This is a genomic window from Enterobacter sp. SLBN-59, from assembly GCF_024807915.1.
GTDB classification, from domain to species: Bacteria; Pseudomonadota; Gammaproteobacteria; order Enterobacterales; family Enterobacteriaceae; genus Enterobacter; species Enterobacter asburiae_B.
In genome coordinates this window covers 4,281,490-4,307,173 of record NZ_JANUFI010000001.1, presented here as the reverse complement: position 1 = coordinate 4,307,173, position 25,684 = coordinate 4,281,490, and the positions used below count along the sequence as shown (strand labels likewise).

Genomic DNA, 25,684 nt, shown 5'->3' with positions numbered 1-25,684 from the left:
CATAAAAAAACGGCAGGTTAACCTGCCGTTTTTTTATCTGAGGCCTAATTACTGCTGATTTTCGCGTTCAGCAATAAAGTCCAGCGCCTTGTTAATGCGCGCTACGCTGCGTGACTTGCCGATGGCGTGAACCGTCACATCCAGTGCCGGAGACTGACCCGCCCCGGTTACCGCAACGCGCAGTGGCATGCCGACTTTACCCATACCGACTTCCAGCTCGTCTGCCGTCGCCTGAATGGCGTGATGCACATTCTCAGCGGTCCACTCGGTAAGGGCCGCCAGCTTGTCGCGCACCACTTCCAGCGGCTGACGCGCAACCGGACGGAGGTGTTTCTTCGCGGCGTCCGCGTCGAACTCTTCAAACTCTTCATAGAAGTAGCGGCAGCTTTCGGCAATCTCTTTCAGCGTTTTGCAGCGCTCGCCGAGGAGTTTCACCAGGTCCGCCAGCTCAGGGCCAGTGCGGGTATCAATATTTGCCTGCTCAATATGCCACTGCAGATACGTCGCCACATATTCTGGCTGCATGGTGTTGATGTAGTGATGGTTCAGCCACAGGAGCTTGTCGGTATTAAAGGCGCTCGCTGATTTGCTTACAGAGCTCAGAGAGAACAGCTCGATCATCTCTTCGCGACTGAAGATCTCCTGGTCACCGTGGGCCCAGCCCAGACGCACCAGATAGTTCAGCAGTGCTTCCGGCAGATAACCGTCGTCGCGATACTGCATAACGCTTACCGCACCGTGACGTTTAGACAGTTTTTTCCCGTCATCGCCGTTGATCATGGAGACGTGCGCATAAACTGGCACAGGGGCGTTCAGCGCCTTCAGGATGTTGATCTGACGTGGCGTATTGTTGATATGGTCTTCACCACGGACAACGTGAGTAATTTCCATATCCCAGTCGTCAACCACAACGCAGAAGTTGTAGGTTGGAGAACCGTCGGTACGACGGATGATCAGATCGTCCAGCTCCTGGTTGCTGAATTCAATTGGGCCACGGATCTGGTCGTCAAAGATCACCGAGCCCTCTTGCGGGTTAGCAAAACGCACCACGCAAGGCTCATCTGCAGCATGCTCGCTATGGTCGTGGCGGCAGCGGCCGTCATAACGCGGCTTTTCACCGTTCGCCATCTGCGCTTCACGCAGTTCATCCAGACGCTCTTTAGAGCAGTAGCACTTATACGCCGTGCCCGCGACCAGCATCTCATCAATGACGGCGTTATAGCGGTCAAAGCGTTTGGTCTGGAAGTAAGGACCTTCATCCCATTCCAGATTCAGCCAGTTCATCCCATCCATAATGGCTTCAATTGCTTCTGGCGTGGAGCGCTCAAGATCGGTGTCTTCAATACGCAGCACGAACTCACCTTTGTTGTGGCGTGCGAAAAGCCAGGAATAGAGAGCGGTACGTGCACCACCGACGTGCAGATAGCCTGTCGGGCTCGGCGCGAAGCGAGTTTTGATTTTCATGAAATGGCCTTACGTTATAAAGATGCCGGCAATCGGCAAATCCTGGGGAAAAAACGATGGGCAATATTCTATCACTGTGGGGGGATTCCTCAATGTTGATCCCTTTATCGTGACCGAGTTTGCGATTTTTGTTTAGAAATCATGCGTCATTGCCCGTTTCGCGATCGTTTTGTTTAATTTTACGACGAACGAATAAAAACTTTAGAAAATGCGTTGACTCATTTTCAACTCTCCCTATAATGCGACTCCACACAGCGGGGGTGATTAGCTCAGTTGGTAGAGCATCTCCTTTACACGGAGGGGGTCGGCGGTTCGAGCCCGTCATCACCCACCATCTACTTCGGTAGGCCCGCAGTGTAGATAAGAATTGAGATTGGGCGATTAGCTCAGTTGGTAGAGCATCTCCTTTACACGGAGGGGGTCGGCGGTTCGAGCCCGTCATCGCCCACCATTCTCACCTTATCGCAGCAGTTCCGAAATGGGCGATTAGCTCAGTTGGTAGAGCATCTCCTTTACACGGAGGGGGTCGGCGGTTCGAGCCCGTCATCGCCCACCATTTCGGGTCGTTAGCTCAGTTGGTAGAGCAGTTGACTTTTAATCAATTGGTCGCAGGTTCGAATCCTGCACGACCCACCAATGTAGAAAGGCGCCCTAAAGGCGCCTTTTTGCTATCTGCAGTTTGTCTACTTCCGCCTTCCAGTACACTTTCACCGCATCATCAATACTGATTGTGTATCAATGTAACTCCCTGCCAGATATGGCAGTTTTGCTCAAGCTAATCCCGTTGGTGCCGATACCTCTGTTTTATAACGCGAGGAAAAAGTATGACGACCATTCAGGCTTCAACCCAACAGATTCAAACCAGCGGCGCGAGTGGAACTTCGAGCAGTAACGATATCGCTACGCAAATCACCCGCATTCTCGACAAGATCAAAAAGCTGACTCAGCAGTTAAAAGAGCTGGCGAACAGCCCCATCAGCACCGATGAGAAGAAAAAGCAGCAGGAACTTATTCAGACCCAGCTCAAAGTGCTGCAGGCACAGCTCGCCGCGCTGCAGCGCCAGCAGGCCGAAGAGGCCCAGAAGAAGCAGGATCAAAAGCTGGGCAAAGTGGAAGGGGTGAATACCCCTTCAGACAATAATCATATTGATATCTACATCTAATCTTCTGATGCGTTAAACAGTGGGTCGCGTATGCGGGCTTCGGTTAATCGTTGTGCCTGGATACGCACCACTTCCCAGATAGCCTGCGCCGCCCCCGAGAGTGAGCGATTTTTTCGCCGCACCAGCATCAGCTTTCGCTCAACAACGGGCGTTAATCGCCTGACGGCCAGCCGGCTTCCCTGCGGCAGGGGAAGCGCCAGGGCGGGCAACACGCTGATGCCAATACCGGCTTCCACCATCGGAAAAAGCGTCGCCGGGTGACCAATCTCCTGCACGATCGTTGCCTTTACGCCCTGATTCACCAGCGCGGAATCAATCAGCGGACGACTGCCCGAGGCATAATCCTGTAAAACCAGGTTCGCGCCCGTCAGAGACTGCCAGCTGATTTCCGGCAACGTGGCCAGCGGGTCGTCGTCACGGCAGAGCAGCAAGAATGGCTCGGAAAGTACGCTTTCACACGCCAGATCGCTCGCCTGGCCGGGATCGATAACAATACCAAAATCCACATCTCCCTGGCGGATGCTCTCCAGCACCCACTGCTGCGGCCTGTCATGCAGGACAAAATCAATGTCCGGGTAGCGATGACTTCCCTCGGCAATACACTGAGGGATAAGGTGCGCAGAGATTGTCTGGCTGGCCGCGACGCGCACGGTCCCCGAAAGCTGCTGCCCCAGCCTCCCCACGTCTCTGAGCGTGCTGTTCAGCTCATCCAGCAATCGTTCAAGACGCAGGGCGAGCTGCTGCCCTGCTTCGGTCAGCACCACTTCACGGGTTGTGCGGTCAAGCAACTTCACCCCGGTCTGATTCTCAAGCTCTTTCACGCTGTGGCTGACCGCCGACTGGCTCAGGCCAATCATCTCCCCTGCCCGGCTAAAGCTGCGGGCGTGAGCGACGGTGACGAAAATACGAAGCTGGCGTAAGGAGTAATTCATCTGTTTCATTCATGAATGGATGCAATAAATCAATTTTATTTCTCAAATGGAAAAAAGCACAATAGCGACATCTGTTTTCAGGAGTCATTATGAAACTATTTCGTATTGTTGATCCGTTTACGCTCACCCTGGTGGTTACCGTTTTACTGGCCTCGTTCTTCCCCGCCCGCGGGGGCTTCGTCCCGTTTTTTGAAGGGCTGACGACGGCCGCCATCGCACTGCTGTTCTTTATGCACGGCGCAAAGCTCTCGCGCGAAGCGATTATTGCCGGCGGTAGCCACTGGCGGCTGCATCTCTGGGTGATGTGCAGCACGTTCATTCTGTTCCCAATCCTCGGAGTGCTGTTTGCCTGGTGGGCGCCGGTTAACGTCGACCCGGCGCTCTACACCGGTTTCCTGTATCTCTGTATTCTGCCGGCTACCGTACAGTCCGCCATTGCCTTTACCTCTCTCGCCGGAGGGAACGTTGCGGCCGCGGTCTGCTCGGCATCAGCATCCAGCCTGTTAGGGATTTTCGTTTCCCCGCTGCTGGTGGGCCTGCTGATGAACATGCACGGCGCGGAAGGCAATCTCGAGCAGGTTGGAAAAATTTGCCTGCAGCTGCTGCTGCCGTTTGTCCTGGGGCATCTATCCCGTCCATGGACCGGGGCGTTCGTGGCTAAGCACAAGAAATGGATCTCAAAAACCGACCAGTCGTCGATTCTGCTGGTGGTCTATTCCGCCTTCAGTGAAGCGGTTGTGAACGGGATCTGGCATAAGGTGGGCGCAGGTTCGCTGCTGTTTATCGTGGTGGTCAGCATCGTCCTGCTGGCGATTGTGATTGCGGTAAACGTCTTTGTGGCACGCAGGTGCGGCTTCAGCAAAGCGGATGAAATCACCATTGTGTTCTGCGGTTCGAAAAAGAGCCTGGCTAACGGTATCCCGATGGCCAATATTCTATTCCCGACCTCGGTGATTGGGATGATGGTGCTGCCGCTGATGATTTTCCACCAGATCCAGCTGATGGTCTGCGCGGTGCTGGCGCGTCGCTACAAGCGCCAGACCGAAAAGCTGGCGCAGGAAGAGACCCGCGCCGCGAAGGCTTAAGGACGTTTTAGGGGCTGAACCAGCTGGGTCAGCCCCTCGGTTTTGATCAGTAACGTGATAGCCATCAGCTCGCCCAGTCGCCCTGCCGGGAATTCATCCTTACGGGCAAACCACAGCAGATACTCCTCCGGCAAATCAATCAGCCTGCGGCCCTTTTATTTACCGAACGGCATCTCCGTATTGGCTATTTCAACGAGCTGTTCTTTCTCCACGTTACTCTCCTAACAGACGCATCATTTCCGCTTCATCGATAACCGCAATGCCGAGCTCCTGGGCTTTTGCCAGCTTCGAACCCGCCGCTTCCCCGGCGATCACCAGGTCGGTTTTCTTCGACACGCTGCCCGCCACTTTGGCCCCCAGCGCCACCAGGCGCGCTTTCGCATCGTCGCGTGAAAGCTGGCTCAGGCTGCCGGTCAGGACGACCGTTTTACCGGCGAACGGACTGTCGATCTCTTCGGCGTTAACCACCACTGGCGCGGGCCACCTGATGCCCTCTTCCAGCAGCTTGCCGATAACTTCACGGTTGCTCTCTTCGGCGAAGAAGTTAAATACGTGCGTGGCGACCACAATGCCAACGTCAGGGACTTTCTGCAGCTCGTCGATGCTTGCCTTTTCCAGCGCCTCCAGCGTACCAAAGTACGCCGCCAGGCCCGCTGCCGTCGCCTCACCCACTTCACGAATGCCCAGCGCGTACAGGAAGCGGGCAAAGGTCGTCTCTTTGGCGGCTTCCAGCGCGTTAACCACATTCTGGGCTGACTTTGGCCCCATGCGATCCAGACCGGTCAGTTTACCTGCCGTCAGCCTGAAGAGATCCGCTGGCGTATGGACATACTCTTTCTCAACCAGCTGATCGATAATCTTGTCGCCCATGCCGTCGACATCCATCGCCCGACGGGAGACGAAGTGCTTCAGCGATTCTTTACGCTGCGCACCACAGATTAAGCCCCCAGTACAGCGCGCCACCGCTTCACCTTCCACACGCTCAACGTCGGAGCCGCACACCGGGCAGTGGGTCGGGAAGACGATCTCGCGCGTATCGGCAGGACGTTCCGACTCCACGACGTTAACCACCTGCGGGATAACGTCGCCCGCGCGGCGAATCACCACTTTGTCACCAATGCGCAGGCCGAGGCGTTCGATTTCATCGGCGTTATGCAACGTGGCATTACTCACCAGCACGCCCGCAACCTGCACGGGCTCCAGACGGGCGACCGGGGTAATCGCCCCCGTACGGCCAACCTGGAACTCCACATCGCGAACGACGGTCATCTGCTCCTGAGCAGGGAACTTAAACGCCACCGCCCAGCGCGGCGCGCGCGCCACAAAGCCTAGCTGCTCCTGCAGCGCCAGAGAATTCACCTTGATGACGACGCCATCAATATCAAAACCGAGCGTCGGACGGTCCTCTTCCACCTTGTGGTAGAACGCCAGCACCGCTTCCGGCGAGTCGCAGAGCTGAACGCGGTTGCTCACCGGCAGGCCCCACGCTTTAAACTGCAGCAGGCGTCCGAGGTGCGTATCCGGCAGCTCGCCGCCCTCCAGAATACCGACGCCGTAGCAGAAGAAAGTAAGCGGTCGCTTCGCGGTAATACGCGGGTCAAGCTGGCGCAGAGAGCCTGCCGCCGCATTACGCGGGTTAGCAAACACCTTCCCGCCGGTGCGACGCGCCTCGTCGTTAATTTTCTCGAAGCCCGCCTGGGGCAGGAACACCTCGCCGCGCACTTCCAGACGCGCGGGAATGTTTTCACCCTGCAGCTTCAGCGGGATCGCGCGGATGGTACGCACGTTGGTGGTGATGTCTTCGCCCGTCGTACCGTCGCCACGCGTTGCGGCACGCACCAGCACACCGTTTTCATAGAGAAGACTGACCGCCAGGCCATCCAGCTTGAGCTCGCAGCACCAGGTGAGGGAGTCGCTGCTTTTCAGACGATCCTGCACGCGCTTGTTAAACGCGAGGAAGCTCTCTTCATCAAATACGTTATCCAGCGACAGCATCGGCACCTCATGGCGCACCTGGCTGAAAGCGCCAAGCGGCTCAGCGCCGACGCGCTGGGTGGGGGAATCCGGCGTGATAAGCTCCGGATGCTGCGCCTCTAATTCGCGCAGCTCGCGCATCAGGCGGTCATATTCGGCATCCGGGACTTCCGGCGCGTCCATAACATGATAGAGGTATTCATGATGGCGAAGCGTGGTTCGCAGTTCAGTGAGTTGTTGTTCGATTGAGTCCATATCGCACCATCAATGAGAAAAAACCCCCGACAGGCGGGGGTTGAGGAGGAGTTGAAGTAAACGCGACGATTACGCGTTAGCTTCCTTAACTTCGCGGATGCGGTCCTGATACTCGCGCAGCTTCTGCGGGGTCATCATTCGACGCTGATCGTCGAGCACCACGCCGCCGACTTCGTCAGCGATGTGCTGAGCGGACTGCAGCATCAGCTTAAAGTTTTGCAGTTCATCGCCGTAAGAAGGCACCTGCATAAAGATAGTGACGCCCGGGGTCACGAAATCACCGGTCATTTCCGGATCAAAGGTGCCAGGGTTAACCATGTTGGCCAGGCTGAACAGCGCCGGACCGCTACCGTCAGGGCTCAGGTGACGATGGAAAATGTTCATATCGCCAAACTTGAATCCTGCCTGTTGAATACTGTTGAGCAGCACGTCACCGTTAAGATGGCTGCCGTGATGCGCGGCCACGTTCATGATGATCACCGCTTCTTTACGCTGCGGTTTTTCAACAACCGGCTCTGGTTCTACAACGGGCTCAGGCTCAACGTGCGGAGCCGGAGCAGGCTGAGGCGCAGGCTGTACGTGAACAGGCTGCTGCGGTTGTTGTACCGGCTGAGCAGGATGTTGCTGCACGGGCTGCTGCACCGGTTGCTGTTGAACCGGCTGTGGCGCAGCAGGCTGCTGATAGACAGGCTGTTGCGGCGGCTGGCGCACCGGTTCTTCCACAGGCTGCGGCGCTGGCTGGCGCGGCTGTGCAGAAGCATACGGCGGTTGATACTGGTGCTGCGAAGGACGAGGCGCTTCATGCTCCCCATGGCCTGCGCCGGGCGCAGTATTGACCCGATGAACACGAACTTCACCCACGCCGTCGTCATCGCTGCCGTCGATGTCATCTTCACTGTCATCGTCGTCACGACTGGACTTCATGCGCTTCAGTGGGCGATCGCGAAACATCGAGGAACGCTCTTTACGGCTGGTCCAGAAACCATGTACCAGTAAAGCGATTATGGCGATCGCGCCAACAATGATTAATATCAGACGCAAATCCTGCATCATTATATTCTCTGTTGTTCTAACACCTTGCCACCACGGCAAACATTTACTCACTAAGAGTATTTGCCGTTTACGTCAAGTGCAAGTGTGTGCAGAGCATTCACAGCATAAAGATGAAGGAAATCGTGCTTTTTGCTGGTTTTTCGAACATTTCCGAACTGGTCATTGCTCCGTAAGTGGATAATATAGGCGGGCAATTCCACTGGTTGTGTAAAAAGGAGTACAGCCTGGCTATGGTTTCAACATCTTCTTCTCCCCCGCGCAGCGGCGTCTGGTATTTTTCTCAGGGCTGGAAACTGGTCTCCCTGCCGGGGATTCGACGCTTCGTGATTCTGCCGCTGTTGATCAACATTATTCTGATGGGCGGCGCGTTCTGGTGGCTATTCACAAAGCTGGAGAGCTGGATCCCGTCGCTGATGAGTTACGTTCCGGACTGGCTGCAGTGGCTTAACTACCTGCTCTGGCCGGTGGCGGTGATCTCCGTGCTGCTGGTGTTTGGATACTTCTTTTCGACGATTGCCAACTGGATAGCCGCACCGTTCAACGGTCTGCTGGCGGAACAGCTGGAAGCGCGGCTTACCGGTGCGACGCCGCCGGACACGGGCGTGCTGGGGATCATGAAAGACCTGCCACGCATCATGAAGCGCGAGTGGCAGAAGTTTGCCTGGTACCTGCCCCGCGCGGTCGTGCTGCTTATCCTCTATTTTGTGCCAGGCATTGGCCAGACGGTGGCGCCGGTGCTGTGGTTCCTGTTCAGCGCCTGGATGCTGGCCATCCAGTACTGCGACTATCCGTTCGATAACCACAAGGTGCCGTTTAAAGAGATGCGCACTGCCCTGCGAAGCCAGAAGGTCGCGAACATGCAGTTTGGCGCGCTGACCAGCCTGTTCACCATGATTCCCTTCCTGAATCTGTTCATCATGCCCGTCGCCGTCTGCGGCGCGACGGCGATGTGGGTCGACTGCTACCGTGCTAAGCACGCGTTATGGAAATAATGCAAAAATGTGTAAAGCAGGGGTGGCTTATGCCGCCCCTTATTCCATACTGATCCCCATTATTTCCTTGCAGTATATAGATATGCGAATTCCTTACTTCCCCCTACCTGCTCAACAGGTATGCTGGGTCGGTATCCCAATTTCATACAGTTAAGGACAGGCCATGAGTAAGATTTATGAAGACAACTCGCTGACTATCGGTCATACGCCCCTGGTTCGACTGAACCGTATCGGTAATGGACGCATTCTGGCGAAGGTCGAATCACGTAACCCGAGCTTCAGCGTAAAATGCCGTATCGGTGCAAACATGATTTGGGATGCTGAAAAACGTGGCGTACTGAAGCCTGGCGTTGAGCTGGTGGAACCGACCAGCGGTAACACCGGTATCGCTCTGGCCTATGTGGCCGCCGCGCGTGGCTACAAGCTGACGCTGACCATGCCAGAAACCATGAGCATTGAGCGTCGTAAGCTGCTCAAAGCGCTGGGCGCGAACCTGGTGCTGACCGAAGGCGCGAAGGGCATGAAGGGCGCCATCCAGAAAGCTGAAGAGATTGTGGCCAGCGATCCGGCGAAATATCTGCTGCTGCAGCAGTTCAGCAACCCGGCTAACCCGGAAATTCACGAGAAGACCACCGGTCCGGAAATCTGGGAAGATACCGACGGCCAGGTTGACGTCTTTATCTCCGGCGTAGGTACCGGCGGTACGCTGACCGGCGTGTCACGCTATATTAAAGGCACAAAGGGTAAAAAAGACCTGATCACCGTTGCCGTTGAGCCAACTGACTCACCGGTTATCACCCAGGCACTGGCGGGTGAAGAGCTTAAGCCAGGCCCGCATAAAATTCAGGGTATTGGCGCAGGCTTCATTCCGGGCAACCTGGACCTGAAGCTGATCGATAAAGTGGTGACTATCACTAACGAAGAAGCCATTTCTACCGCGCGTCGCCTGATGGATGAAGAAGGCATTCTGGCGGGTATCTCTTCCGGTGCGGCCGTTGCGGCAGCGCTCAAGCTTCAGGAAGATGAAGCCTTTACCAACAAGAATATTGTGGTTATCCTTCCTTCTTCGGGCGAGCGTTACCTGAGCACCGCACTGTTTGCCGATCTGTTTACCGAAAAAGAACTGCAACAGTAGTGCCAGCATGTTAATAACGCGTAAAAAAGCACCTTTTCAGGTGCTTTTTTGTGGCCTGCTTCAAACTTTTGCCCCTCCTGGCATTGCTTCACCCCGTTGGGTCTGGTATTTAAACCAGCAATTATTTTGATGCGTGAAATTAATCGGTGAATGAAATAGCCTTGCTGAATCGATTTTATGATTTGGTTCAAGTCTTGCTTTCGCTGCATAATGTTTAATGACGATCGAAACGTCAGCGCTAACAATACAGGCTAAAGTTCAGTCGCCAGGCTAGACTTTAGTTCCACAACACTAAACCTATAAGTTGGGGAAATACAATGTTCCAGCAAGAAGTTACCATTACCGCTCCGAACGGTCTGCACACCCGCCCTGCTGCTCAGTTTGTTAAAGAAGCAAAAGGCTTCACTTCTGAAATCACTGTGACTTCCAACGGCAAAAGCGCGAGCGCAAAAAGCCTGTTCAAACTGCAGACTCTGGGCCTGACTCAGGGCACCGTTGTCACCATCTCTGCAGAAGGTGAAGACGAGCAGAAAGCAGTTGAGCATCTGGTAAAACTGATGGCTGAGCTCGAGTAAGTTTCCGGGTTCTTTTAAATATCAGTCACAAGTAAGGTAGGGTTATGATTTCAGGCATTTTAGCATCCCCGGGTATCGCTTTCGGCAAAGCACTGCTGCTGAAAGAAGACGAGATCGTCATCGACCGGAAAAAAATTTCTGCCGACAAGGTTGATCAGGAAGTTGAACGTTTTCTGAGCGGTCGTGCCAAGGCATCTGCGCAACTGGAAGCAATCAAAACTAAAGCTGGCGAAACTTTCGGTGAAGAAAAAGAAGCCATCTTCGAAGGGCACATCATGCTGCTCGAAGATGAGGAGCTGGAGCAGGAAATCATAGCCCTGATTAAAGATAAAGGCATGACGGCCGACGCGGCTGCGCATGAAGTTATCGAAGGTCAGGCAACTGCCCTGGAAGAACTGGATGATGAATACTTGAAAGAGCGTGCGGCTGACGTACGTGACATCGGTAAGCGCCTGCTGCGCAACATCCTGGGTCTGGCCATCATCGACCTGAGCGCGATTCAGGATGAAGTCATCCTGGTTGCCGCTGACCTCACCCCGTCTGAAACTGCACAGCTGAACCTGAAAAAGGTCCTCGGTTTCATCACCGACGCGGGTGGCCGTACCTCGCACACCTCTATCATGGCGCGCTCTCTGGAACTGCCTGCCATCGTGGGTACCGGTAGCGTCACCTCTCAGGTGAAAAACGGCGACTATCTGATTCTGGATGCCGTAAACAATCTGGTTTACGTCAACCCAACCAATGAAGAGATCGATAAACTGCGCGCGGTTCAGGAGCAAGTTGCGACTGAAAAAGCGGAACTCGCTAAGCTGAAAGACCTGCCAGCCATCACCCTGGACGGCCATCAGGTAGAAGTGTGCGCAAACATCGGTACCGTCCGCGACGTTGATGGCGCTGAGCGCAACGGTGCGGAAGGCGTAGGTCTCTATCGTACAGAATTCCTGTTCATGGACCGCGACGCGCTGCCAACGGAAGAAGAGCAGTTTGCTGCCTATAAAGCCGTGGCTGAAGCGTGTGGTTCTCAGGCGGTTATCGTCCGTACCATGGACATCGGCGGCGACAAAGAGCTGCCGTACATGAACTTCCCGAAAGAAGAGAACCCGTTCCTGGGCTGGCGTGCAATCCGTATCGCGATGGATCGTAAAGAGATCCTGCGTGACCAGGTTCGCGCGATCCTGCGTGCCTCTGCTTTCGGTAAACTGCGCATCATGTTCCCGATGATCATCTCTGTTGAAGAAGTGCGTGCACTGAAGAAAGAGATCGAAATCTACAAACAGGAACTGCGCGACGAAGGTAAAGCGTTTGACGAGTCAATCGAGATCGGCGTGATGGTGGAAACACCTGCGGCGGCGACCATTGCGCGTCATTTAGCCAAAGAAGTTGATTTCTTTAGTATCGGCACCAATGATTTAACGCAGTACACCCTGGCAGTTGACCGTGGTAATGATATGATTTCACATCTCTACCAGCCAATGTCACCGTCCGTACTGAACTTGATCAAGCAAGTTATTGATGCTTCTCATGCAGAAGGTAAATGGACTGGCATGTGTGGTGAGCTTGCAGGCGACGAACGTGCTACACTTCTGTTGCTGGGTATGGGTCTGGACGAATTCTCTATGAGCGCCATTTCCATCCCGCGCATTAAGAAGATTATCCGTAACACGAACTTCGAAGATGCGAAGGTGTTAGCAGAGCAGGCTCTTGCTCAACCGACAACGGACGAGTTAATGACGCTGGTTAACAAGTTCATTGAAGAAAAAACAATCTGCTAATCCACGAGATGCGGCCCAAATTACTGCTTAGGAGAAGATCATGGGTTTGTTCGATAAACTGAAATCTCTGGTTTCTGATGATAAGAAAGACTCCGGAACTATTGAGATTGTTGCTCCGCTCTCCGGCGAGATCGTCAACATCGAAGACGTGCCGGATGTAGTGTTTGCTGAGAAAATCGTTGGTGATGGCATTGCTATCAAACCAACTGGCAACAAAATGGTTGCTCCAGTTGACGGCACCATCGGTAAAATTTTTGAAACCAACCATGCGTTCTCTATCGAATCTGATAGCGGTATCGAACTGTTCGTTCACTTCGGTATCGACACCGTTGAACTGAAAGGCGAAGGCTTCAAACGTATCGCGGAAGAAGGCCAGCGTGTTAAAGTTGGCGACCCGGTAATTGAATTCGATCTGCCACTGCTGGAAGAAAAAGCCAAGTCTACCCTGACGCCGGTTGTTATCTCCAACATGGACGAAATCAAAGAACTGATCAAACTGTCTGGCAGCGTCACCGTGGGTGAAACCCCGGTTATCCGCATCAAGAAGTAATTCTTGCCGCACAGAAAAATGGCGCCTTCGGGCGCCATTTTTGTTTATACCGGTAGGATAAGCTCGTCGTAGCCCTTCGACTGGGTATAGAGCATCACGTCAGTCACCCGATCGCCGGCCATGCGAATGGCATCGGCAACGGTTTTCCCCTCAACAATTCCGCTCACCAGCTCTGAACAGAACAGGTCGCCCGTCCCTTTCAGATCGGTTTCTACGCGCGGATGCGCGCTGACGGTCACGCCTTCATTCGTCACCAGCACCACGTGGATGTTTTCCGGGTCATCGGTCACCGGCGCGCTGGTGATCGCCACCCATTTCAGGCTATCGGAGAGCAGTCCCTGCGCCGCCGAGATGGCGCTTTCCGGCGTACGGCACGGTTTGCCGCTTAACACTTCCAGCTCATAGACGTTTGGTGTGATCCCCTGCGCCAGCGGCAGCAGGTGTTCCCGATATGCCTGCGGGATCTCAGGCTTCACGTACATTCCGCTGTCGATATCGCCGATAACCGGGTCGACCAGCACCAGCAGGTCAGGATGCTGCGCTTTGACCGCCTTCAGCCATTGAGCCAGCAGGACGATCTGGCTGGCGCTGCCCATATAGCCGGTGGTGACCGCTTTAAGCTCGCGCAGGATCTCGCGTTCTTCCAGTGCCTTAAGATAGCCGCTGAACCACTCGTCGGGGATCACCCCACCATAAAACGTATCGTAATGCGGCGTGTTGCTAAACAGAACCGTCGGCACGGCGGTGACGTTCAGCCTGTGGGTACGAATATTCGGTACCGCAATGCTGTTCCCCACGCTGCCGTAAACCACCTGCGACTGCACGGCGACAATGTCGGTTTGCTGCGCCCGGGTGTTATCCCGGAATAGAATCATCTCCATGACGCTTAAATCCCCGCCCCCTGCGAATAACTCTCTTCACCAAAGACGCCGGTAGACAGATAGCGATCGCCGCGATCGCAAATAATCGCCACCACTACCGCCCCCGGGTTTGCCTGCGCTACCCGAATCGCCCCCGCTACCGCGCCGCCCGAGCTGACGCCGCAGAAGATACCTTCGCGCACGGCCAGCTCACGCATGGTATTTTCCGCCTCGCGCTGGTGAAGATCCAGCACCTGATCCACCAGCTGCGCATTAAAGATGCCGGGCATATACTCCGCCGGCCAGCGGCGAATCCCCGGAATGCTGCTCCCCTCTTCCGGCTGGAGGCCAACGATGGTGACGGTTTTTTCCTGCTCGCGCAGAAAACGCGATACCCCGGTAATGGTGCCGGTGGTGCCCATACTAGAGACAAAATGGGTTATACGCCCGTCGGTTTGCTGCCAGATTTCCGGGCCGGTGGTGGTGTAGTGCGCGTACGGGTTGTCCGGATTGTTGAACTGATCCAGCAGTTTACCTTCACCGCGCCCGGCCATCTCCAGCGCTAAGTCGCGCGCGCCTTCCATTCCCTGCTCTTTGCTCACCAGAATCAGCTCGGCCCCGTAGGCACGCATCGCGGCGCGGCGTTCCTGGCTCATGTTGTCCGGCATCAGCAGCTTCATGCGGTAGCCTTTCAGCGCAGCAATCATCGCCAGGGCGATGCCGGTGTTGCCGCTGGTGGCCTCAATCAGCACGTCGCCTGGCTTAATTTCTCCGCGTTTTTCGGCCTGGACAATCATCGACAGCGCCGCACGGTCTTTCACCGACCCCGCCGGGTTATTGCCTTCGAGTTTGACCCAGATTTCGCTGCCGTTGTCCGGACCCGTGCGCTGAAGCTTGACCAAAGGAGTGTTGCCGATGGTGTGTTCTAATGTATTCATGATCGCTGTCCAATAAAAAGCCCGGTGGCGCTTCGCTTACCGGGCCTACAGACGTCATATTGTAGGCCGGGTAAGCGCAGCGCCACCCGGCAAAACTACGTAATCCTAACCTATCAGGCTGACTCCGCCAGAGCAATATCCTCGCGCGTCTCGATGCGCTCCTTCCCGTGATAAATACGGGCGTGCTGCAACCCAACAAACAGGCGCTCACCCCGGTGCGGCGGCACGTCGTCGCGCATGACCACGGTCAGCGGCTCGGTATACCAGCCCAGCGGCTGTACCACTAATTGGGTGTAGTGACCTTTAGGGCTAGCTTCCAGCACCTGCACCGGCAGCGGTGAATCCAGGCTGGTTCGGCGGCTCACGTCCACTTCCCACGGACGCAGGAACAGATCGACCGGCCCCTGATGCGCGGAGGTATAGCCCAGCGGCCAGCGATGCGCGCCAACGTGGAACTGTCCGCCGCGAATAGTGCCCTGCAGACGGTTTACCTCGCCCATAAACTCCAGCACGAAGCGGGTCGCCGGTTCACGCCAGAGCTGCTCCGGCTCGTCAACCTGCTCAATGTTGCCCTGGCTCATGACCACCACGCGATCCGCAACTTCCATCGCCTCTTCCTGATCGTGGGTCACGAAGACGCTGGTGAATTTCAGCTCTTCATGGAGCTGACGCAGCCAGCGGCGCAGCTCTTTACGCACCTGCGCATCCAGCGCGCCGAAGGGTTCATCCAGCAGCAGAATTTGCGGCTCAACGGCCAGCGCGCGCGCCAGCGCCACGCGCTGTTTCTGCCCGCCGGACAGCTGGGCCGGGAAACGATCCGCCAGGTGAGCCAGCTGCACCATCTCCAGCAGTTTGGTCACTTTCGCCTTAATAGTTGCCGCATCCGGACGTTCGCGACGCGGCAGCACGGTCAGGCCAAACGCGATGTTGTCGAACACGGTCATGTGGCGGAACAGCGCGTAGTGCTGGAACACAAAGCCTACTTTACGATCGCGGGCGTGCAGACGGCTCACGTCGGTGCCGTGGAAGCGGATGTGCCCGCTGGTCTGATGCTCAAGCCCGGCGATAATACGCAGCAGCGTGGTTTTGCCCGAGCCGGACGGCCCCAGCAGCGCCACCATTTGTCCGGAAGGGATATCCAGCGAGATATCATTCAGCACCTGGGTGCGACCAAAAGACTTCTTAATATTGGCAATCTCAATGCTCATGATTTCCCTCCTGATGCTGACGTTTTTCCTGATTTTCTAAACGCCACTGCACCACACTCTTCAAAAACAGGGTCAAGATGGCCATCAGCGTCAGCAACGCTGCGGCAGTAAACGAGCCGATGGTGTTGTAGTCCTGCTGCAGCAGCTCAATCTGGAGCGGCAGCGACAGGGTTTCACCCCGGATGGAGCCGGAGACGACGGAAACGGCACCGAACTCACCAATCGCGCGGGCGTTGGTCAGCACCACGCCGTAAAGCAGCGCCCAGCGGATATTTGGCAGCGTCACGCGACGGAACATCTGCCAGCCAGACGCGCCCAGCAGCACCGCCGCTTCGTCTTCGTTGCTCCCCTGGCTTAACATCACCGGCACCAGCTCACGCACCACAAACGGACAGGTCACGAAGATGGTGACCAGCACCATGCCCGGCCAGGCGAACATGATCTGCAGGTTATGCTCGTCCAGCCAGCCGCCCAACGGGCCGTTGGAGCCGTAAAAGAGCAGGTACACCAGACCCGCCACCACCGGCGATACGGCGAAAGGAATGTCCAGCAGGGTCAGCAGCAGCTGACGTCCCGGGAAGTTAAAGCGGGTTACCAGCCAGGCCAGCAGGGTCCCGAACACGAGGTTCACCGGCACGGTGATCAGCGCAATCAGCACGGTCAGCCAGATGGCATGCAGCATATCCGGGTTCGCCAGGTTTTCCAGCGCGGGCATCAGGCCCTTGCTGAATGCCTGAACAAAGATATAAACCGTCGGCACGACGAGAATGAGGGCGGAAACCAGTACGCCCGCCCCAATCAGAAACCATTTACCCCAGTTGATGCGGGGTGCATCGTATCGCTTCAATTGCGTAACTTCCGCCATCAGTGACCTACCACACGTCGACCAAAGCGACTTTGCAGAGTGTTAATTGAGTACAGCAGCAGCAGCGACGCCGCCAGGATCACCGAGGCAATCGCGCTCGCCGCCGGATAATCAAACTCCTGCAAACGGATGAAAATCATCAGCGAGGTGACTTCTGTTTTCCAGGCGATGTTCCCGGCGATAAAAATCACCGCGCCGAACTCACCGAGGCTGCGGGTAAACGACAGCGCGACGCCCGCCATCAGCGCCGGAGAGAGCTCCGGCAGAACCACCTTGCGGAAGCTCTGCCAGCGCGTGGCACCCAGCGTTTCCGCCGCTTCTTCGTATTCCGGCCCCAACTCTTCCAGCACAGGCTGCACGGTACGGACTACAAACGGGATGCTGGTAAAGGCCATCGCCACCGCGATACCGAGCCAGGTGTAGGTCACTTTGATGTCAAATTTCGCCAGCCACTCGCCGTACAGCCCGTTCACGGAGAAGAGCGACGCGAGGGTTAAGCCCGCCACCGCCGTCGGTAGCGCAAACGGCAGATCCATCAGGGCGTCAAGCAGCGTGCGGCCCGGGAAGCGATAGCGGGTTAAGATCCACGCCATCAGCAGGCCAAACACGCCGTTAAAAATGGAGGCGACAAACGCCGACAGCAGCGTCACCTTATAGGCCGCCACCACCTGCGGGTTGGTGACCACGTCCCAGTATTGCGCCCAGCTCATCTGAGCAAGCTGCATCACCAGCGCGCTGAGCGGCAACAGCAGGATCAGGCAGACGAACAGCAGGCTGGTCCCGAGGCTTAAGGTAAAACCCGGCAGCACGCGTTTTGTCGAAACTGCAAACATTACTTATGCCCCGCCGCCAGCAGTTTGTCTAACTCACCGCCGCTGGCAAAATGCGCTTTCATCACATCAGGCCAGGAGCCGAAATGATCTTCCACGCGGAACAAATCGGTCTGCGGGAACTTATCTTTCAGCTTGTTCATTACGTCCGGGTTATTCACGCGGTAGTAGTAATCGGTAATGATGGTCTGCGCCTGCGGGCTGTACAGGTAGTTGAGATAGGCTTTTGCCGCTTTCTCGGTACCGTTCGCCTGCACGTTTTTATCCACCCATGCCACCGGGAACTCGGCCAGGATGTTGGTTTTCGGGATAACGACCTCGAAGCCCTGCGCTTCGTACTGTTTGCGGATGTTATTCACTTCCGATTCAAAGCTGATCAGAACATCGCCGAGACCGCGTTCCGCGAAGGTCGTGGTCGCCCCGCGGCCGCCGGTATCAAACACTTCGACGTTTTTCAGGAACTGGGTCATGAACTGCTCGGTTTTGGCTTTATCGTTACCGTCAGCCTTGTCCGCCGCGCCCCACGCGGCTAAATAGGTATAACGCGCGTTACCGGAAGTTTTTGGATTCGGGAAAATCAGCTTCACGTCGGAACGCACCAGGTCGCTCCAGTCGTGGATATTCTTCGGGTTGCCCTTACGCACCAGGAAGCCCATGGTGGAATAGAACGGGGAACTATTGTTCGGCAGTCGGCTCTGCCAGTCTGCCGGGATCAGCTTGCCTTTGTCGTGCAGGATCTGCACGTCAGTCAACTGGTTGTAAGTCACCACATCCGCTTTCAGGCCCTGCAAAATCGCCAGCGCCTGCTTGGACGACCCGGCGTGGGACTGCTTAATGGTCAGCTTGTCGCCGTTATTATCTTTCGCCCACTGCTGTTCAAACGGTGGATTAAGGGCGGCAAACAGCTCGCGGGAGACGTCATACGAACTGTTCAACAGTTCAGTCGCCTGCGCCTGTGCCACCAGCAGTAAACCTGCCAGCGCCAGAGTTCCTTTTTTCAGTACAGTAACGGCCATTGCGCACCCTTATAAATGTGATGACTATCTTATAGTCATAATATTTATAACGGGGATGAAAGGAGTAACGGTTTTATATACCGTTTGGTGATTTAGAAGCAGAAAAGGGAATAAGGGTGAGGCCTGATGCCCTCACCCCGGCCCTCTCCCATAGGGAGAGGGAGAAAGGCCATTACAGCGCCAGCAGACGCTCAACGGACGGCGCAAAGTAGTAGCCGCCGGTCACCGGTTTGGTGAAGCGCAGCATGGCGTCGCGCTTGCCGTCGGTATCACCGAACATGCTCAGCAGCTGCTGCTCAATGTTATACAGGCGCGCGCAGTACGCGCAGAAGTAGAGGCCGTGCGTGCCGCTTGCCGTGCCGTACGGCAGGCTCTGGCGAACAATCTTCAGCCCTTTGCCATCTTCTTTGAGGTCAACGCGGGTCAGGTGAGAGGTCACAGGACGGTCGTCGCCGTCGATCTCTTCGTTGGCTTCTTTAGTGCGGCCAATCATCATCTCCTGGTCGTGCACGCTCATGCGGTTAAGCTGCTTGAGGTTGTGCTCCCAGCGCTGAACGAACACGTAGCTGCCGCCCGCGTCCACGCCGTCTTTGATTACCGCGACTTCACGACGCGTCTCTTCGCCTGCCGGGTTTTCGGTCCCGTCGACGAAGCCGCTCAGATCGCGCTCTTCCACCCAGCGGAAGCCGTGAACCTCTTCCTGCACCTCAATGCTGTCGCCAAAGGCCGCTACTGCCGCCTGGGCAACGGAGAAGTTCACGTCGTGACGCAGGGAGAGAATGTGGATCAGCACGTCGTACTGGGTCGCCGGAGCCAGACCTTTGCCGTAAGGGATGAAGTCTTTCAGCTCATCCGCCCCTTCGCCACCGCTCAGCTGACGCCAGACGTTATTGCCAAAGGCAACAACGGCGCCGAGGTGCGCTTCCGGGAATTTGGCCTGGAAGGTGGCCAGCTTATCAACAAACGCTTTACTGGCCGCACGCAGGGCATCCACGTCCCCTTTAACATTGGCTTCAATCCAAATCGCCGCGCGGCAATGTTCTGGCAAAATGCCACTCTGAACCTGAGACATCGCTCCTCCTGAAATAAAGATGCCACGTCAGCGTGGCATTGATGGCGGCTATTATACCCGGATTTCAGCGAGGCGGTTTGTTCAGGCGCAAATTACTGCTTCCAGAGTATTTTGCTCACTTTCCAGCTCCTGAGCGTGTCGTCGGACGGCATCAGACCTTCCGGGCCGCTCCAGGTTCCGGTGAAGACATAGCTGATGTGCTGGCTGCCTTCAGCCTTACATTCCACCGCGACGTTGTCGTCAGACGGCAGGCTGGTGCAGTTGCCAAAGGCCTGCTTATAAAGGTCGCTAAACGGCGTACCCACCTTCACACCGCTCGCCGTCGGAATATCGTCATCCATCACAGCGATACGGTTTACGGTGCCTTTGTCACCGTTAATCACCAGCGCCAGCTTGTCGCCCTTCAGCGCTTCGTAATAGCGAACAATATTGCCATTCTCCGTTTTCATGCCGCTGCGCAGGCGGTAATCGCCGCTGAGCGCATCCTGAATGGCGTCCTGATCCAGCGACGTCGCGGCGGTAATTTTCCCCACGCCCTGCTCGGTCACTTCCGTTGATGAGCCAAACCAGTTCCACGGATACGCGGCGGACCAGTTAATGGAGGAGAGCGTCGAACAGCCGGTCAACGCCAGCGGGAGAGCGCATAAAAGTAAACGCAGCGATTTCATTGAAACGTCCTTTCTTGTTAAATCAACGCTTGTTGGAGTGCGACATCGGCAAAAAGTGCCGGATTAATCATCCTGATGCGCAAAACAGGCGCGAAGACGCGGGTTGGTCAGCAGCCACAGCAGCGCCACAATATCGGCAACCACCAGCGCAACGCCGGTGCCCGTCAGCGGTTCACCGTACCACCAGAGTACCGGCTGCCAGAAGAGCAGCGTAACCTGGGCGAGGATCAGCAGCCAGCGAAGCGCGCGCCAGAAACGTGGGATCGCATGCCGTCGTCCGCTGCACAAAAAAGCGACCACCGCCGGTACGCCCGGCAGCAAGCCGAGCCAGAAGGCGTCGTGATCGGGATAAAAGAGATTCAGCAGCGTGTCGCCCTGCCCGCGCGACGCGGCGGCCATCACAAACAGTACCCAGGTTCGAGCCTGGAGCAGCAGAACGCACCAGAATAAAAAGGGCAGCCTGACGCGGCCCTGCGCGTCATAGTCTGCCGGATGGATCTCAGTACTCTTCATCTTCGATCAGACGCTTTCCTAAACTCAGCACGTCGGAATGCTCGTAGCCCAGACGCTCATACATGCCCAGCACCACGTCGTTATCTTCCCGCACCATGATCTGGATTTTCGGGCAGCCGCGGGCGATCAGCTTCTTCTCGAGCCGGTTCAGCAGCGCATTGGCAATGCCGCGGCCACGGTATTCCGGGTGGACGCCAAGATAATAGGCCGAGCCGCGGTGGCCGTCGTAACCGCCCATTACCGTCCCCACAACCTCGCCATTGACTTCCGCGACCAGAAACAGAGTGACGTCGTGATTCACCTTACGTTCGATATCCATTTCCGGATCGTTCCACGGACGCAGCAGATCGCAGCGCTCCCAAAGGGTGATCACCTCTTCGAAATCTTCCTGGCGAAAAACGCGTATCTCCATGGTATTAACCGCCTTTTCGGGTTTAAAAACAGTGATTATGGCGCGAAGCTCGCCTTTCGCCAATAACCGGGGAAAATCTCGCCAAAATTTGGCATAATGTCACTTTGTCACGTATTGAAATGAAAAGTAAAACAATTCTCAACATGGACTGTCGTAACGGGAAACACGATACGATATAACACCAGGACCCCATTTTTTAGTATTCAGGCCGCATGAGCACATTCAAACCATTAAAAGCACTCACATCGCGTCGTCAGGTTCTCAAAGCGGGGCTGGCGGCCTTAACGTTAACGGGCATCGCAAAGCAGGCTCAGGCAAAAGACGAGAGCACGCTCAAAACCAGTAACGGACACAGCAAACCGAAAACCAAAAAGCCGGGCGCGAAGCGTCTGGTAATGCTCGACCCGGGCCACGGCGGTATTGATACCGGCGCCATCGGCAAAAACGGGTCAAAAGAAAAACACGTCGTGCTGGCAATTGCAAAAAATGTGCGCGCAATTTTACGCAGCAACGGCATTGACGCCCGTCTGACGCGCTCTGGCGACACCTTTATTCCGCTGTATGACCGCGTTGAGATCGCCCACCAGCACGGTGCGGATCTGTTTATGTCGATTCACGCCGACGGCTTTACCAACCCTTCTGCGGCCGGCGCCTCGGTGTTTGCACTCTCTAACCGTGGCGCCAGTAGCGCCATGGCAAAATACCTCTCCGACCGCGAAAACCGGGCGGATGAAGTCGCCGGGAAAAAAGCCACCGACAAAGATCACCTGCTTCAGCAGGTGCTGTTCGACCTCGTGCAGACGGATACGATTAAAAACAGCCTGACGCTCGGCTCGCATATTCTGAAGAAGATTAAGCCAGTGCATCGTCTGCACAGTAAAGGCACCGAGCAGGCGGCATTCGTGGTGCTGAAGTCGCCGTCCATCCCGTCCGTGCTGGTGGAAACGTCCTTTATTACCAACCCGGAAGAAGAGCGGCTCCTCGGCACCACGGCGTTTCGTCAGAAGATCGCCAACGCTATCGCCTCCGGCATTATCAGTTACTTCAACTGGTTCGATAACCAAAAAGCGCACTCCAGGAAACGTTGATGAAACCCGATGCTCAACTGGTCAAAACCTTCCTGCTGCAGCTGCAGGATGAGATCTGCCAGAAACTGGCTGCCGCAGACGGCGGTGAATTTCAGGAAGATAACTGGCAGCGCGAGGCCGGAGGCGGCGGGCGCAGCCGCGTGCTGCGAAACGGCGGCATCTTCGAACAGGCAGGCGTGAATTTTTCCCACGTTCACGGCGACGCCATGCCCGCATCTGCGACGGCGCATCGTCCTGAACTGGCGGGCCGTAGCTTCGAGGCGATGGGCGTTTCGCTGGTAGTGCACCCGCACAACCCGTTCGTGCCGACGAGCCACGCCAACGTGCGCTTTTTCATTGCGGAAAAACCAGGCGCCGACCCGGTCTGGTGGTTCGGCGGCGGTTTCGATTTAACGCCATACTACGGCTTCGAAGAAGATGCCGTGCACTGGCACACCACCGCGCGGGATCTTTGCCTACCGTTTGGCGAAGACGTCTACCCGAAATTTAAAAAGTGGTGCGATGACTACTTTTACCTGAAGCACCGCGACGAGCAGCGCGGCATCGGCGGGCTGTTCTTTGACGATCTCAACACGCCTGATTTTGATACCGCGTTCAGCTTTATGCGCGCGGTAGGCGAAGGCTATACCGACGCCTATCTGCCCATCGTCGAGCGCCGTAAAAATACCGACTACGGCGTGCACGAGCGAGAGTTCCAGCTTTACCGCCGCGGGCGCTACGTGGAGTTCAACCTGGTGTGGGATCGCGGGACGCTTTTCGGTCTGCAGACCGGCGGGCGCACGGAGTCGATTCTGATGTCGATGCCGCCGCTGGTGCGTTGGGAGTACTGCTACGAACCAAAAGAAGGCAGCCCGGAGGCTGCCTTGCGTGAGTTTATTCAGGTTCGGGACTGGGTGTAGCCCTTATGCCCTCTCCCTTTGGGAGAGGGTAAAAATCACAGCGGCTGCGTCTGCGCCTCAACCACCGCCAGCGCCACCATATTCACGATACGACGCACAGAGGCAATCGGCGTTAACACGTGCACCGGTTTCGCCACGCCCATCAGTACCGGCCCTACGGTCACCCCTTCAGAGCTGGAGACGCGCAGCAGGTTGTAGCTGATACGCGCCGCTTCCACGTTCGGCATAATCAGAATGTTGGCCGATCCCTTCAGCGGGCTGTCCGGCATACGTTCGTTACGGATGCTTTCCACCAGCGCGGCATCGCCGTGCATTTCCCCGTCAATCATCAGCTCCGGCGCACGCTCGCGCACCAGCTCCAGCGTCTGACGCATTTTGCAGGCCGCCGCGGATTTAGACGAACCAAAGTTAGAGTGCGACAGCAGCGCCACCTTCGGCTCGATACCAAAGCGACGCACGGTCTCGGCGGCCATCACCGTGATTTCCGCCAGCTCGTCCGGGGTCGGATCGTCGTTAACGTAGGTGTCCGCAATAAAGGTGTTGCCGCTCGGCAGCAGCAGCGCGTTCATCGCCCCGGCGGTATGGACGCCGTCGCGATAGCCGAAGATCTCCTGCACCACGCTAAAGTGCTCGTGGTAGTCGCCGATGGTGCCGCAGATCAGCGCGTCCGCCTCGCCGCGATGCACCATGATCGCGCCGATCACCGTCGTGTTGCTGATCACCGCTTTCTGCGCCTGCTCCTGGGTGATCCCCCGGCGCTTCATGATCGCGTAGTATTCGCTCCAGTACTCTTTGAAGCGCGGATCGGATTCATTGTTAACGATCTCGAAGTCGATGCCCGGCTTAATCTGCAGGCCAAGCTTCTGGATACGCATTTCAATCACGCTCGGACGACCAATCAGGATCGGCTTCGCCAGGCCTAAGGTGATCAGCTCCTGGGTGGCGTGCAGCACTCGCGCCTCTTCCCCTTCCGCCAGCACCACGCGCTTCGCGTCGGCGCGGGCCTGAGAGAAGATCGGCTTCATGAACAGGTTCGTTTTGTAGACGAACTCGGTGAGCTTATCGACGTACGCGTCGAAATCATGAATCGGACGCGTCGCCACGCCGGAGTCCATCGCCGCTTTGGCCACCGCTGGTGCAATTTTAACAATCAGACGCGGGTCGAACGGTTTTGGAATGATGTAGTCCGGGCCGAAGCTCAGATCCTGATCGCCGTACGCGGACGCAACCACTTCGCTCTGCTCGGCGTGCGCCAGCTCCGCGATGGCGTGAACGGCGGCAAGCTTCATCTCTTCGTTGATCGCCGTTGCGCCAACGTCCAGCGCGCCGCGGAAGATGAACGGGAAGCAGAGCACGTTGTTGACCTGGTTCGGGTAGTCCGAACGGCCGGTACAGATGATGGCGTCTTCACGCACCGCTTTCGCCAGCGGCGGCAGGATTTCCGGTTCCGGGTTCGCCAGGGCCAGGATCATTGGCGCACGCGCCATCTTCTTCACCATCTCCTGGGTCAGCACTTTCGGACCCGAGCAGCCGAGGAAGATATCCGCGCCGTCAATCACGTCGTCCAGAGTGCGTTTACCGTCGTCGTCGACCGCGTACGCCGCTTTGGTTTCAGCCATGTTCGGCTCGCGGTCTTTATAGATAACGCCCTTGGAGTCGCAGACCACAATGTTGTGTTTCTGCATACCCAGCGCCACCAGCAGGTTCATACAGGCGATGGCCGCGGCGCCTGCGCCAGAGACCACCATGCGCACGTCGGAGAGATTTTTCTCTACCACGCGCAGGCCGTTCAGAATCGCGGCGGTGCTGATAATCGCGGTCCCGTGCTGGTCATCATGGAACACGGGAATGTTCATACGCTCGCGCAGCTTCTGCTCGATATAGAAACATTCCGGCGCTTTGATGTCTTCCAGGTTAATCCCGCCGAAGGTCGGCTCCAGCGCGGCCACCACGTTGATGAATTTGTCAGGATCGAGTTCGTCCACCTCGATATCGAACACGTCGATACCGGCGAATTTCTTGAACAGTACCCCCTTCCCTTCCATCACCGGCTTACCGGCCAGCGCGCCGATGTTGCCCAGCCCCAGCACCGCCGTGCCGTTAGAGATCACGGCGACAAGGTTGCCGCGCGCGGTGTATTTGTAGGCCGCCAGCGGGTCTTTTTCGATTTCCAGACACGGGGCTGCGACGCCCGGCGAATAGGCCAGCGCCAGATCGCGCTGGGTTGCCAGCGGCTTGGTTGGGGAGACCTGGATTTTGCCCGGGACAGGGAACTCGTGAAAATCGAGGGCACTCTGTTTCAACTGCTCATCCATCTTATTTTTCCTTTCACGTATCGGTCAAAAGGGTGACGTAAGCGATCCTG

Annotated in this window: 24 protein-coding genes, 4 tRNA genes and 1 pseudogene; 13 read left to right on the top strand and 16 right to left on the bottom strand. The window is 56.5% G+C overall.

Going from position 1 to position 25,684, the window contains the following annotated elements; translation table 11 throughout:
- Positions 1-48 precede the first annotated feature (48 nt).
- Positions 49-1,464: a glutamate--tRNA ligase gene (gltX, locus tag M2422_RS20545; protein ID WP_033146145.1), complete on the bottom strand. Its 1,416-nt coding sequence runs from the start codon at positions 1,462-1,464 to the stop codon at positions 49-51.
- 258 nt (positions 1,465-1,722) lie between these two features.
- On the opposite strand from gltX, the gene M2422_RS20540 reads away from it, so the two are divergent.
- The 5 genes from M2422_RS20540 to M2422_RS20520 all read left to right on the top strand — a co-directional run bounded on the left by M2422_RS20540 (position 1,723) and on the right by M2422_RS20520 (position 2,627).
- Positions 1,723-1,798 (top strand) — tRNA-Val (locus M2422_RS20540).
- Between the two features lie 41 nt (positions 1,799-1,839).
- Positions 1,840-1,915: transfer RNA gene (locus M2422_RS20535), tRNA-Val, on the top strand.
- A 29-nt stretch (positions 1,916-1,944) separates the two neighbouring features.
- A tRNA-Val gene (locus M2422_RS20530) sits at positions 1,945-2,020 on the top strand.
- A 4-nt stretch (positions 2,021-2,024) separates the two neighbouring features.
- A tRNA-Lys gene (locus tag M2422_RS20525) sits at positions 2,025-2,100 on the top strand.
- A gap of 188 nt (positions 2,101-2,288) precedes the next feature.
- The gene (locus M2422_RS20520; RefSeq protein ID WP_064673717.1) at positions 2,289-2,627 is read left to right on the top strand and encodes a FlxA-like family protein; all 339 of its coding nucleotides are present in this window, start codon (positions 2,289-2,291) and stop codon (positions 2,625-2,627) included.
- Here the strand turns inward: M2422_RS20520 and M2422_RS20515 are convergent.
- Entirely contained in the window at positions 2,624-3,559 is a 936-nt protein-coding gene (locus M2422_RS20515; RefSeq protein ID WP_064673779.1) for a LysR family transcriptional regulator, read from the bottom strand. The two genes, M2422_RS20520 and M2422_RS20515, sit on opposite strands and share 4 nt — an antisense overlap.
- 89 nt (positions 3,560-3,648) lie before the next feature.
- Here M2422_RS20515 and M2422_RS20510 point away from each other — a divergent pair, with 89 nt between their 5' ends.
- The gene (locus tag M2422_RS20510) at positions 3,649-4,644 is read left to right on the top strand and encodes a bile acid:sodium symporter family protein (RefSeq protein WP_033146147.1); all 996 of its coding nucleotides are present in this window, start codon (positions 3,649-3,651) and stop codon (positions 4,642-4,644) included.
- Here the strand turns inward: M2422_RS20510 and M2422_RS20505 are convergent.
- From M2422_RS20505 to zipA, 3 genes and pseudogenes are all read right to left on the bottom strand, one after another.
- A pseudogene (locus tag M2422_RS20505) lies at positions 4,641-4,856 on the bottom strand (DUF3820 family protein). The gene M2422_RS20510 and the pseudogene M2422_RS20505 overlap by 4 nt on opposite strands.
- Position 4,857: 1 nt before the next feature.
- On the bottom strand, positions 4,858-6,873 hold the full coding sequence (ligA, locus tag M2422_RS20500) for an NAD-dependent DNA ligase LigA (RefSeq protein WP_064673718.1): 2,016 nt from the start codon (positions 6,871-6,873) through the stop codon (positions 4,858-4,860).
- A gap of 69 nt (positions 6,874-6,942) precedes the next feature.
- Positions 6,943-7,926 carry a cell division protein ZipA gene (gene zipA / locus M2422_RS20495; protein ID WP_064673719.1) on the bottom strand — a complete coding sequence of 328 codons (984 nt, stop codon included), beginning with the start codon at positions 7,924-7,926 and terminating at the stop codon, positions 6,943-6,945.
- Positions 7,927-8,156: 230 nt separating this feature from the next.
- Between zipA and cysZ the strand changes: the two genes are divergently transcribed.
- The 5 genes from cysZ (at position 8,157) to crr (ending at position 12,950) form a co-directional block, all read left to right on the top strand.
- Positions 8,157-8,918 carry a sulfate transporter CysZ gene (cysZ, locus tag M2422_RS20490; RefSeq protein WP_039263698.1) on the top strand — a complete coding sequence of 254 codons (762 nt, stop codon included), beginning with the start codon at positions 8,157-8,159 and terminating at the stop codon, positions 8,916-8,918.
- 163 nt (positions 8,919-9,081) lie between these two features.
- Positions 9,082-10,053: a cysteine synthase A gene (gene cysK / locus M2422_RS20485; protein ID WP_014884739.1), complete on the top strand. Its 972-nt coding sequence runs from the start codon at positions 9,082-9,084 to the stop codon at positions 10,051-10,053.
- A 317-nt stretch (positions 10,054-10,370) separates the two neighbouring features.
- Positions 10,371-10,628, top strand: coding sequence for a phosphocarrier protein Hpr (gene ptsH, locus M2422_RS20480; RefSeq protein WP_000487600.1), 258 nt, complete (start codon positions 10,371-10,373; stop codon positions 10,626-10,628).
- Between the two features lie 44 nt (positions 10,629-10,672).
- Positions 10,673-12,400, top strand: coding sequence for a phosphoenolpyruvate-protein phosphotransferase PtsI (gene ptsI, locus M2422_RS20475; RefSeq protein WP_023332954.1), 1,728 nt, complete (start codon positions 10,673-10,675; stop codon positions 12,398-12,400).
- Positions 12,401-12,440: 40 nt separating this feature from the next.
- Positions 12,441-12,950: a PTS glucose transporter subunit IIA gene (gene crr / locus M2422_RS20470; protein WP_003861316.1), complete on the top strand. Its 510-nt coding sequence runs from the start codon at positions 12,441-12,443 to the stop codon at positions 12,948-12,950.
- A 44-nt stretch (positions 12,951-12,994) separates the two neighbouring features.
- Here the strand turns inward: crr and pdxK are convergent, their stop codons facing one another.
- From pdxK to M2422_RS20420, 10 genes are all read right to left on the bottom strand, one after another.
- On the bottom strand, positions 12,995-13,831 hold the full coding sequence (gene pdxK, locus M2422_RS20465) for a pyridoxine/pyridoxal/pyridoxamine kinase (protein ID WP_064673720.1): 837 nt from the start codon (positions 13,829-13,831) through the stop codon (positions 12,995-12,997).
- Positions 13,832-13,836: 5 nt separating this feature from the next.
- Positions 13,837-14,748, bottom strand: a complete 912-nt coding sequence (gene cysM / locus M2422_RS20460; RefSeq protein WP_064673721.1) for a cysteine synthase CysM — start codon at positions 14,746-14,748, stop codon at positions 13,837-13,839.
- A gap of 113 nt (positions 14,749-14,861) precedes the next feature.
- Positions 14,862-15,956, bottom strand: a complete 1,095-nt coding sequence (cysA, locus tag M2422_RS20455; RefSeq protein WP_008501607.1) for a sulfate/thiosulfate ABC transporter ATP-binding protein CysA — start codon at positions 15,954-15,956, stop codon at positions 14,862-14,864.
- Positions 15,946-16,821 (bottom strand): sulfate/thiosulfate ABC transporter permease CysW, encoded by an 876-nt coding sequence (cysW, locus tag M2422_RS20450; RefSeq protein WP_023308733.1) that lies wholly within the window; start codon positions 16,819-16,821, stop codon positions 15,946-15,948. The genes cysA and cysW overlap by 11 nt, the downstream gene beginning before the upstream one ends.
- Positions 16,821-17,654, bottom strand: a complete 834-nt coding sequence (gene cysT, locus M2422_RS20445) for a sulfate/thiosulfate ABC transporter permease CysT (protein WP_004123378.1) — start codon at positions 17,652-17,654, stop codon at positions 16,821-16,823. Before cysT ends, cysW begins: the two co-directional genes overlap by 1 nt.
- Positions 17,654-18,667 carry a sulfate ABC transporter substrate-binding protein gene (locus tag M2422_RS20440; protein ID WP_064673722.1) on the bottom strand — a complete coding sequence of 338 codons (1,014 nt, stop codon included), beginning with the start codon at positions 18,665-18,667 and terminating at the stop codon, positions 17,654-17,656. Before M2422_RS20440 ends, cysT begins: the two co-directional genes overlap by 1 nt.
- Before the next feature lie 172 nt (positions 18,668-18,839).
- A complete protein-coding gene (locus M2422_RS20435) occupies positions 18,840-19,739 on the bottom strand; it encodes a Dyp-type peroxidase (protein WP_064673723.1) in 900 nt (299 codons plus the stop codon).
- Positions 19,740-19,831: 92 nt separating this feature from the next.
- Positions 19,832-20,407 (bottom strand): RpoE-regulated lipoprotein, encoded by a 576-nt coding sequence (locus tag M2422_RS20430; protein WP_064673724.1) that lies wholly within the window; start codon positions 20,405-20,407, stop codon positions 19,832-19,834.
- 63 nt (positions 20,408-20,470) lie between these two features.
- Positions 20,471-20,920, bottom strand: a complete 450-nt coding sequence (locus M2422_RS20425; RefSeq protein WP_064673725.1) for a DUF2919 domain-containing protein — start codon at positions 20,918-20,920, stop codon at positions 20,471-20,473.
- Positions 20,907-21,332: a GNAT family acetyltransferase gene (locus M2422_RS20420; protein ID WP_064673726.1), complete on the bottom strand. Its 426-nt coding sequence runs from the start codon at positions 21,330-21,332 to the stop codon at positions 20,907-20,909. Before M2422_RS20420 ends, M2422_RS20425 begins: the two co-directional genes overlap by 14 nt.
- A 212-nt stretch (positions 21,333-21,544) precedes the next feature.
- Here M2422_RS20420 and amiA point away from each other — a divergent pair, with 212 nt between their 5' ends.
- Complete coding sequence (amiA, locus tag M2422_RS20415) at positions 21,545-22,420, top strand: N-acetylmuramoyl-L-alanine amidase AmiA (protein ID WP_023308739.1); 876 nt, start codon at positions 21,545-21,547, stop codon at positions 22,418-22,420.
- Positions 22,420-23,319: an oxygen-dependent coproporphyrinogen oxidase gene (gene hemF, locus M2422_RS20410; RefSeq protein ID WP_064673727.1), complete on the top strand. Its 900-nt coding sequence runs from the start codon at positions 22,420-22,422 to the stop codon at positions 23,317-23,319. The genes amiA and hemF overlap by 1 nt, the downstream gene beginning before the upstream one ends.
- A 35-nt stretch (positions 23,320-23,354) precedes the next feature.
- Here hemF and maeB read toward each other — a convergent pair whose 3' ends face one another.
- The gene (gene maeB / locus M2422_RS20405) at positions 23,355-25,634 is read right to left on the bottom strand and encodes an NADP-dependent oxaloacetate-decarboxylating malate dehydrogenase (RefSeq protein ID WP_064673728.1); all 2,280 of its coding nucleotides are present in this window, start codon (positions 25,632-25,634) and stop codon (positions 23,355-23,357) included.
- Positions 25,635-25,684 lie beyond the last annotated feature (50 nt).

Coding starts and splice junctions, on each gene's coding strand:
- M2422_RS20440 (WP_064673722.1), bottom strand. CDS start 18,667: ATGGCCGTTACTGTACTGAAAAAAGGAACTCTGGCGCTGGCAGGTTTA.
- cysA (WP_008501607.1), bottom strand. CDS start 15,956: ATGAGCATTGAGATTGCCAATATTAAGAAGTCTTTTGGTCGCACCCAG.
- zipA (WP_064673719.1), bottom strand. CDS start 7,926: ATGATGCAGGATTTGCGTCTGATATTAATCATTGTTGGCGCGATCGCC.
- amiA (WP_023308739.1), top strand. CDS start 21,545: ATGAGCACATTCAAACCATTAAAAGCACTCACATCGCGTCGTCAGGTT.
- M2422_RS20435 (WP_064673723.1), bottom strand. CDS start 19,739: ATGTCTCAGGTTCAGAGTGGCATTTTGCCAGAACATTGCCGCGCGGCG.
- M2422_RS20420 (WP_064673726.1), bottom strand. CDS start 21,332: ATGGAGATACGCGTTTTTCGCCAGGAAGATTTCGAAGAGGTGATCACC.
- cysT (WP_004123378.1), bottom strand. CDS start 17,654: ATGTTTGCAGTTTCGACAAAACGCGTGCTGCCGGGTTTTACCTTAAGC.
- M2422_RS20515 (WP_064673779.1), bottom strand. CDS start 3,559: ATGAATTACTCCTTACGCCAGCTTCGTATTTTCGTCACCGTCGCTCAC.
- ptsI (WP_023332954.1), top strand. CDS start 10,673: ATGATTTCAGGCATTTTAGCATCCCCGGGTATCGCTTTCGGCAAAGCA.
- hemF (WP_064673727.1), top strand. CDS start 22,420: ATGAAACCCGATGCTCAACTGGTCAAAACCTTCCTGCTGCAGCTGCAG.
- cysW (WP_023308733.1), bottom strand. CDS start 16,821: ATGGCGGAAGTTACGCAATTGAAGCGATACGATGCACCCCGCATCAAC.
- maeB (WP_064673728.1), bottom strand. CDS start 25,634: ATGGATGAGCAGTTGAAACAGAGTGCCCTCGATTTTCACGAGTTCCCT.
- pdxK (WP_064673720.1), bottom strand. CDS start 13,831: ATGGAGATGATTCTATTCCGGGATAACACCCGGGCGCAGCAAACCGAC.
- ligA (WP_064673718.1), bottom strand. CDS start 6,873: ATGGACTCAATCGAACAACAACTCACTGAACTGCGAACCACGCTTCGC.
- M2422_RS20520 (WP_064673717.1), top strand. CDS start 2,289: ATGACGACCATTCAGGCTTCAACCCAACAGATTCAAACCAGCGGCGCG.
- M2422_RS20425 (WP_064673725.1), bottom strand. CDS start 20,920: ATGAAGAGTACTGAGATCCATCCGGCAGACTATGACGCGCAGGGCCGC.
- cysK (WP_014884739.1), top strand. CDS start 9,082: ATGAGTAAGATTTATGAAGACAACTCGCTGACTATCGGTCATACGCCC.
- ptsH (WP_000487600.1), top strand. CDS start 10,371: ATGTTCCAGCAAGAAGTTACCATTACCGCTCCGAACGGTCTGCACACC.
- M2422_RS20430 (WP_064673724.1), bottom strand. CDS start 20,407: ATGAAATCGCTGCGTTTACTTTTATGCGCTCTCCCGCTGGCGTTGACC.
- crr (WP_003861316.1), top strand. CDS start 12,441: ATGGGTTTGTTCGATAAACTGAAATCTCTGGTTTCTGATGATAAGAAA.
- gltX (WP_033146145.1), bottom strand. CDS start 1,464: ATGAAAATCAAAACTCGCTTCGCGCCGAGCCCGACAGGCTATCTGCAC.
- cysZ (WP_039263698.1), top strand. CDS start 8,157: ATGGTTTCAACATCTTCTTCTCCCCCGCGCAGCGGCGTCTGGTATTTT.
- cysM (WP_064673721.1), bottom strand. CDS start 14,748: ATGAATACATTAGAACACACCATCGGCAACACTCCTTTGGTCAAGCTT.
- M2422_RS20510 (WP_033146147.1), top strand. CDS start 3,649: ATGAAACTATTTCGTATTGTTGATCCGTTTACGCTCACCCTGGTGGTT.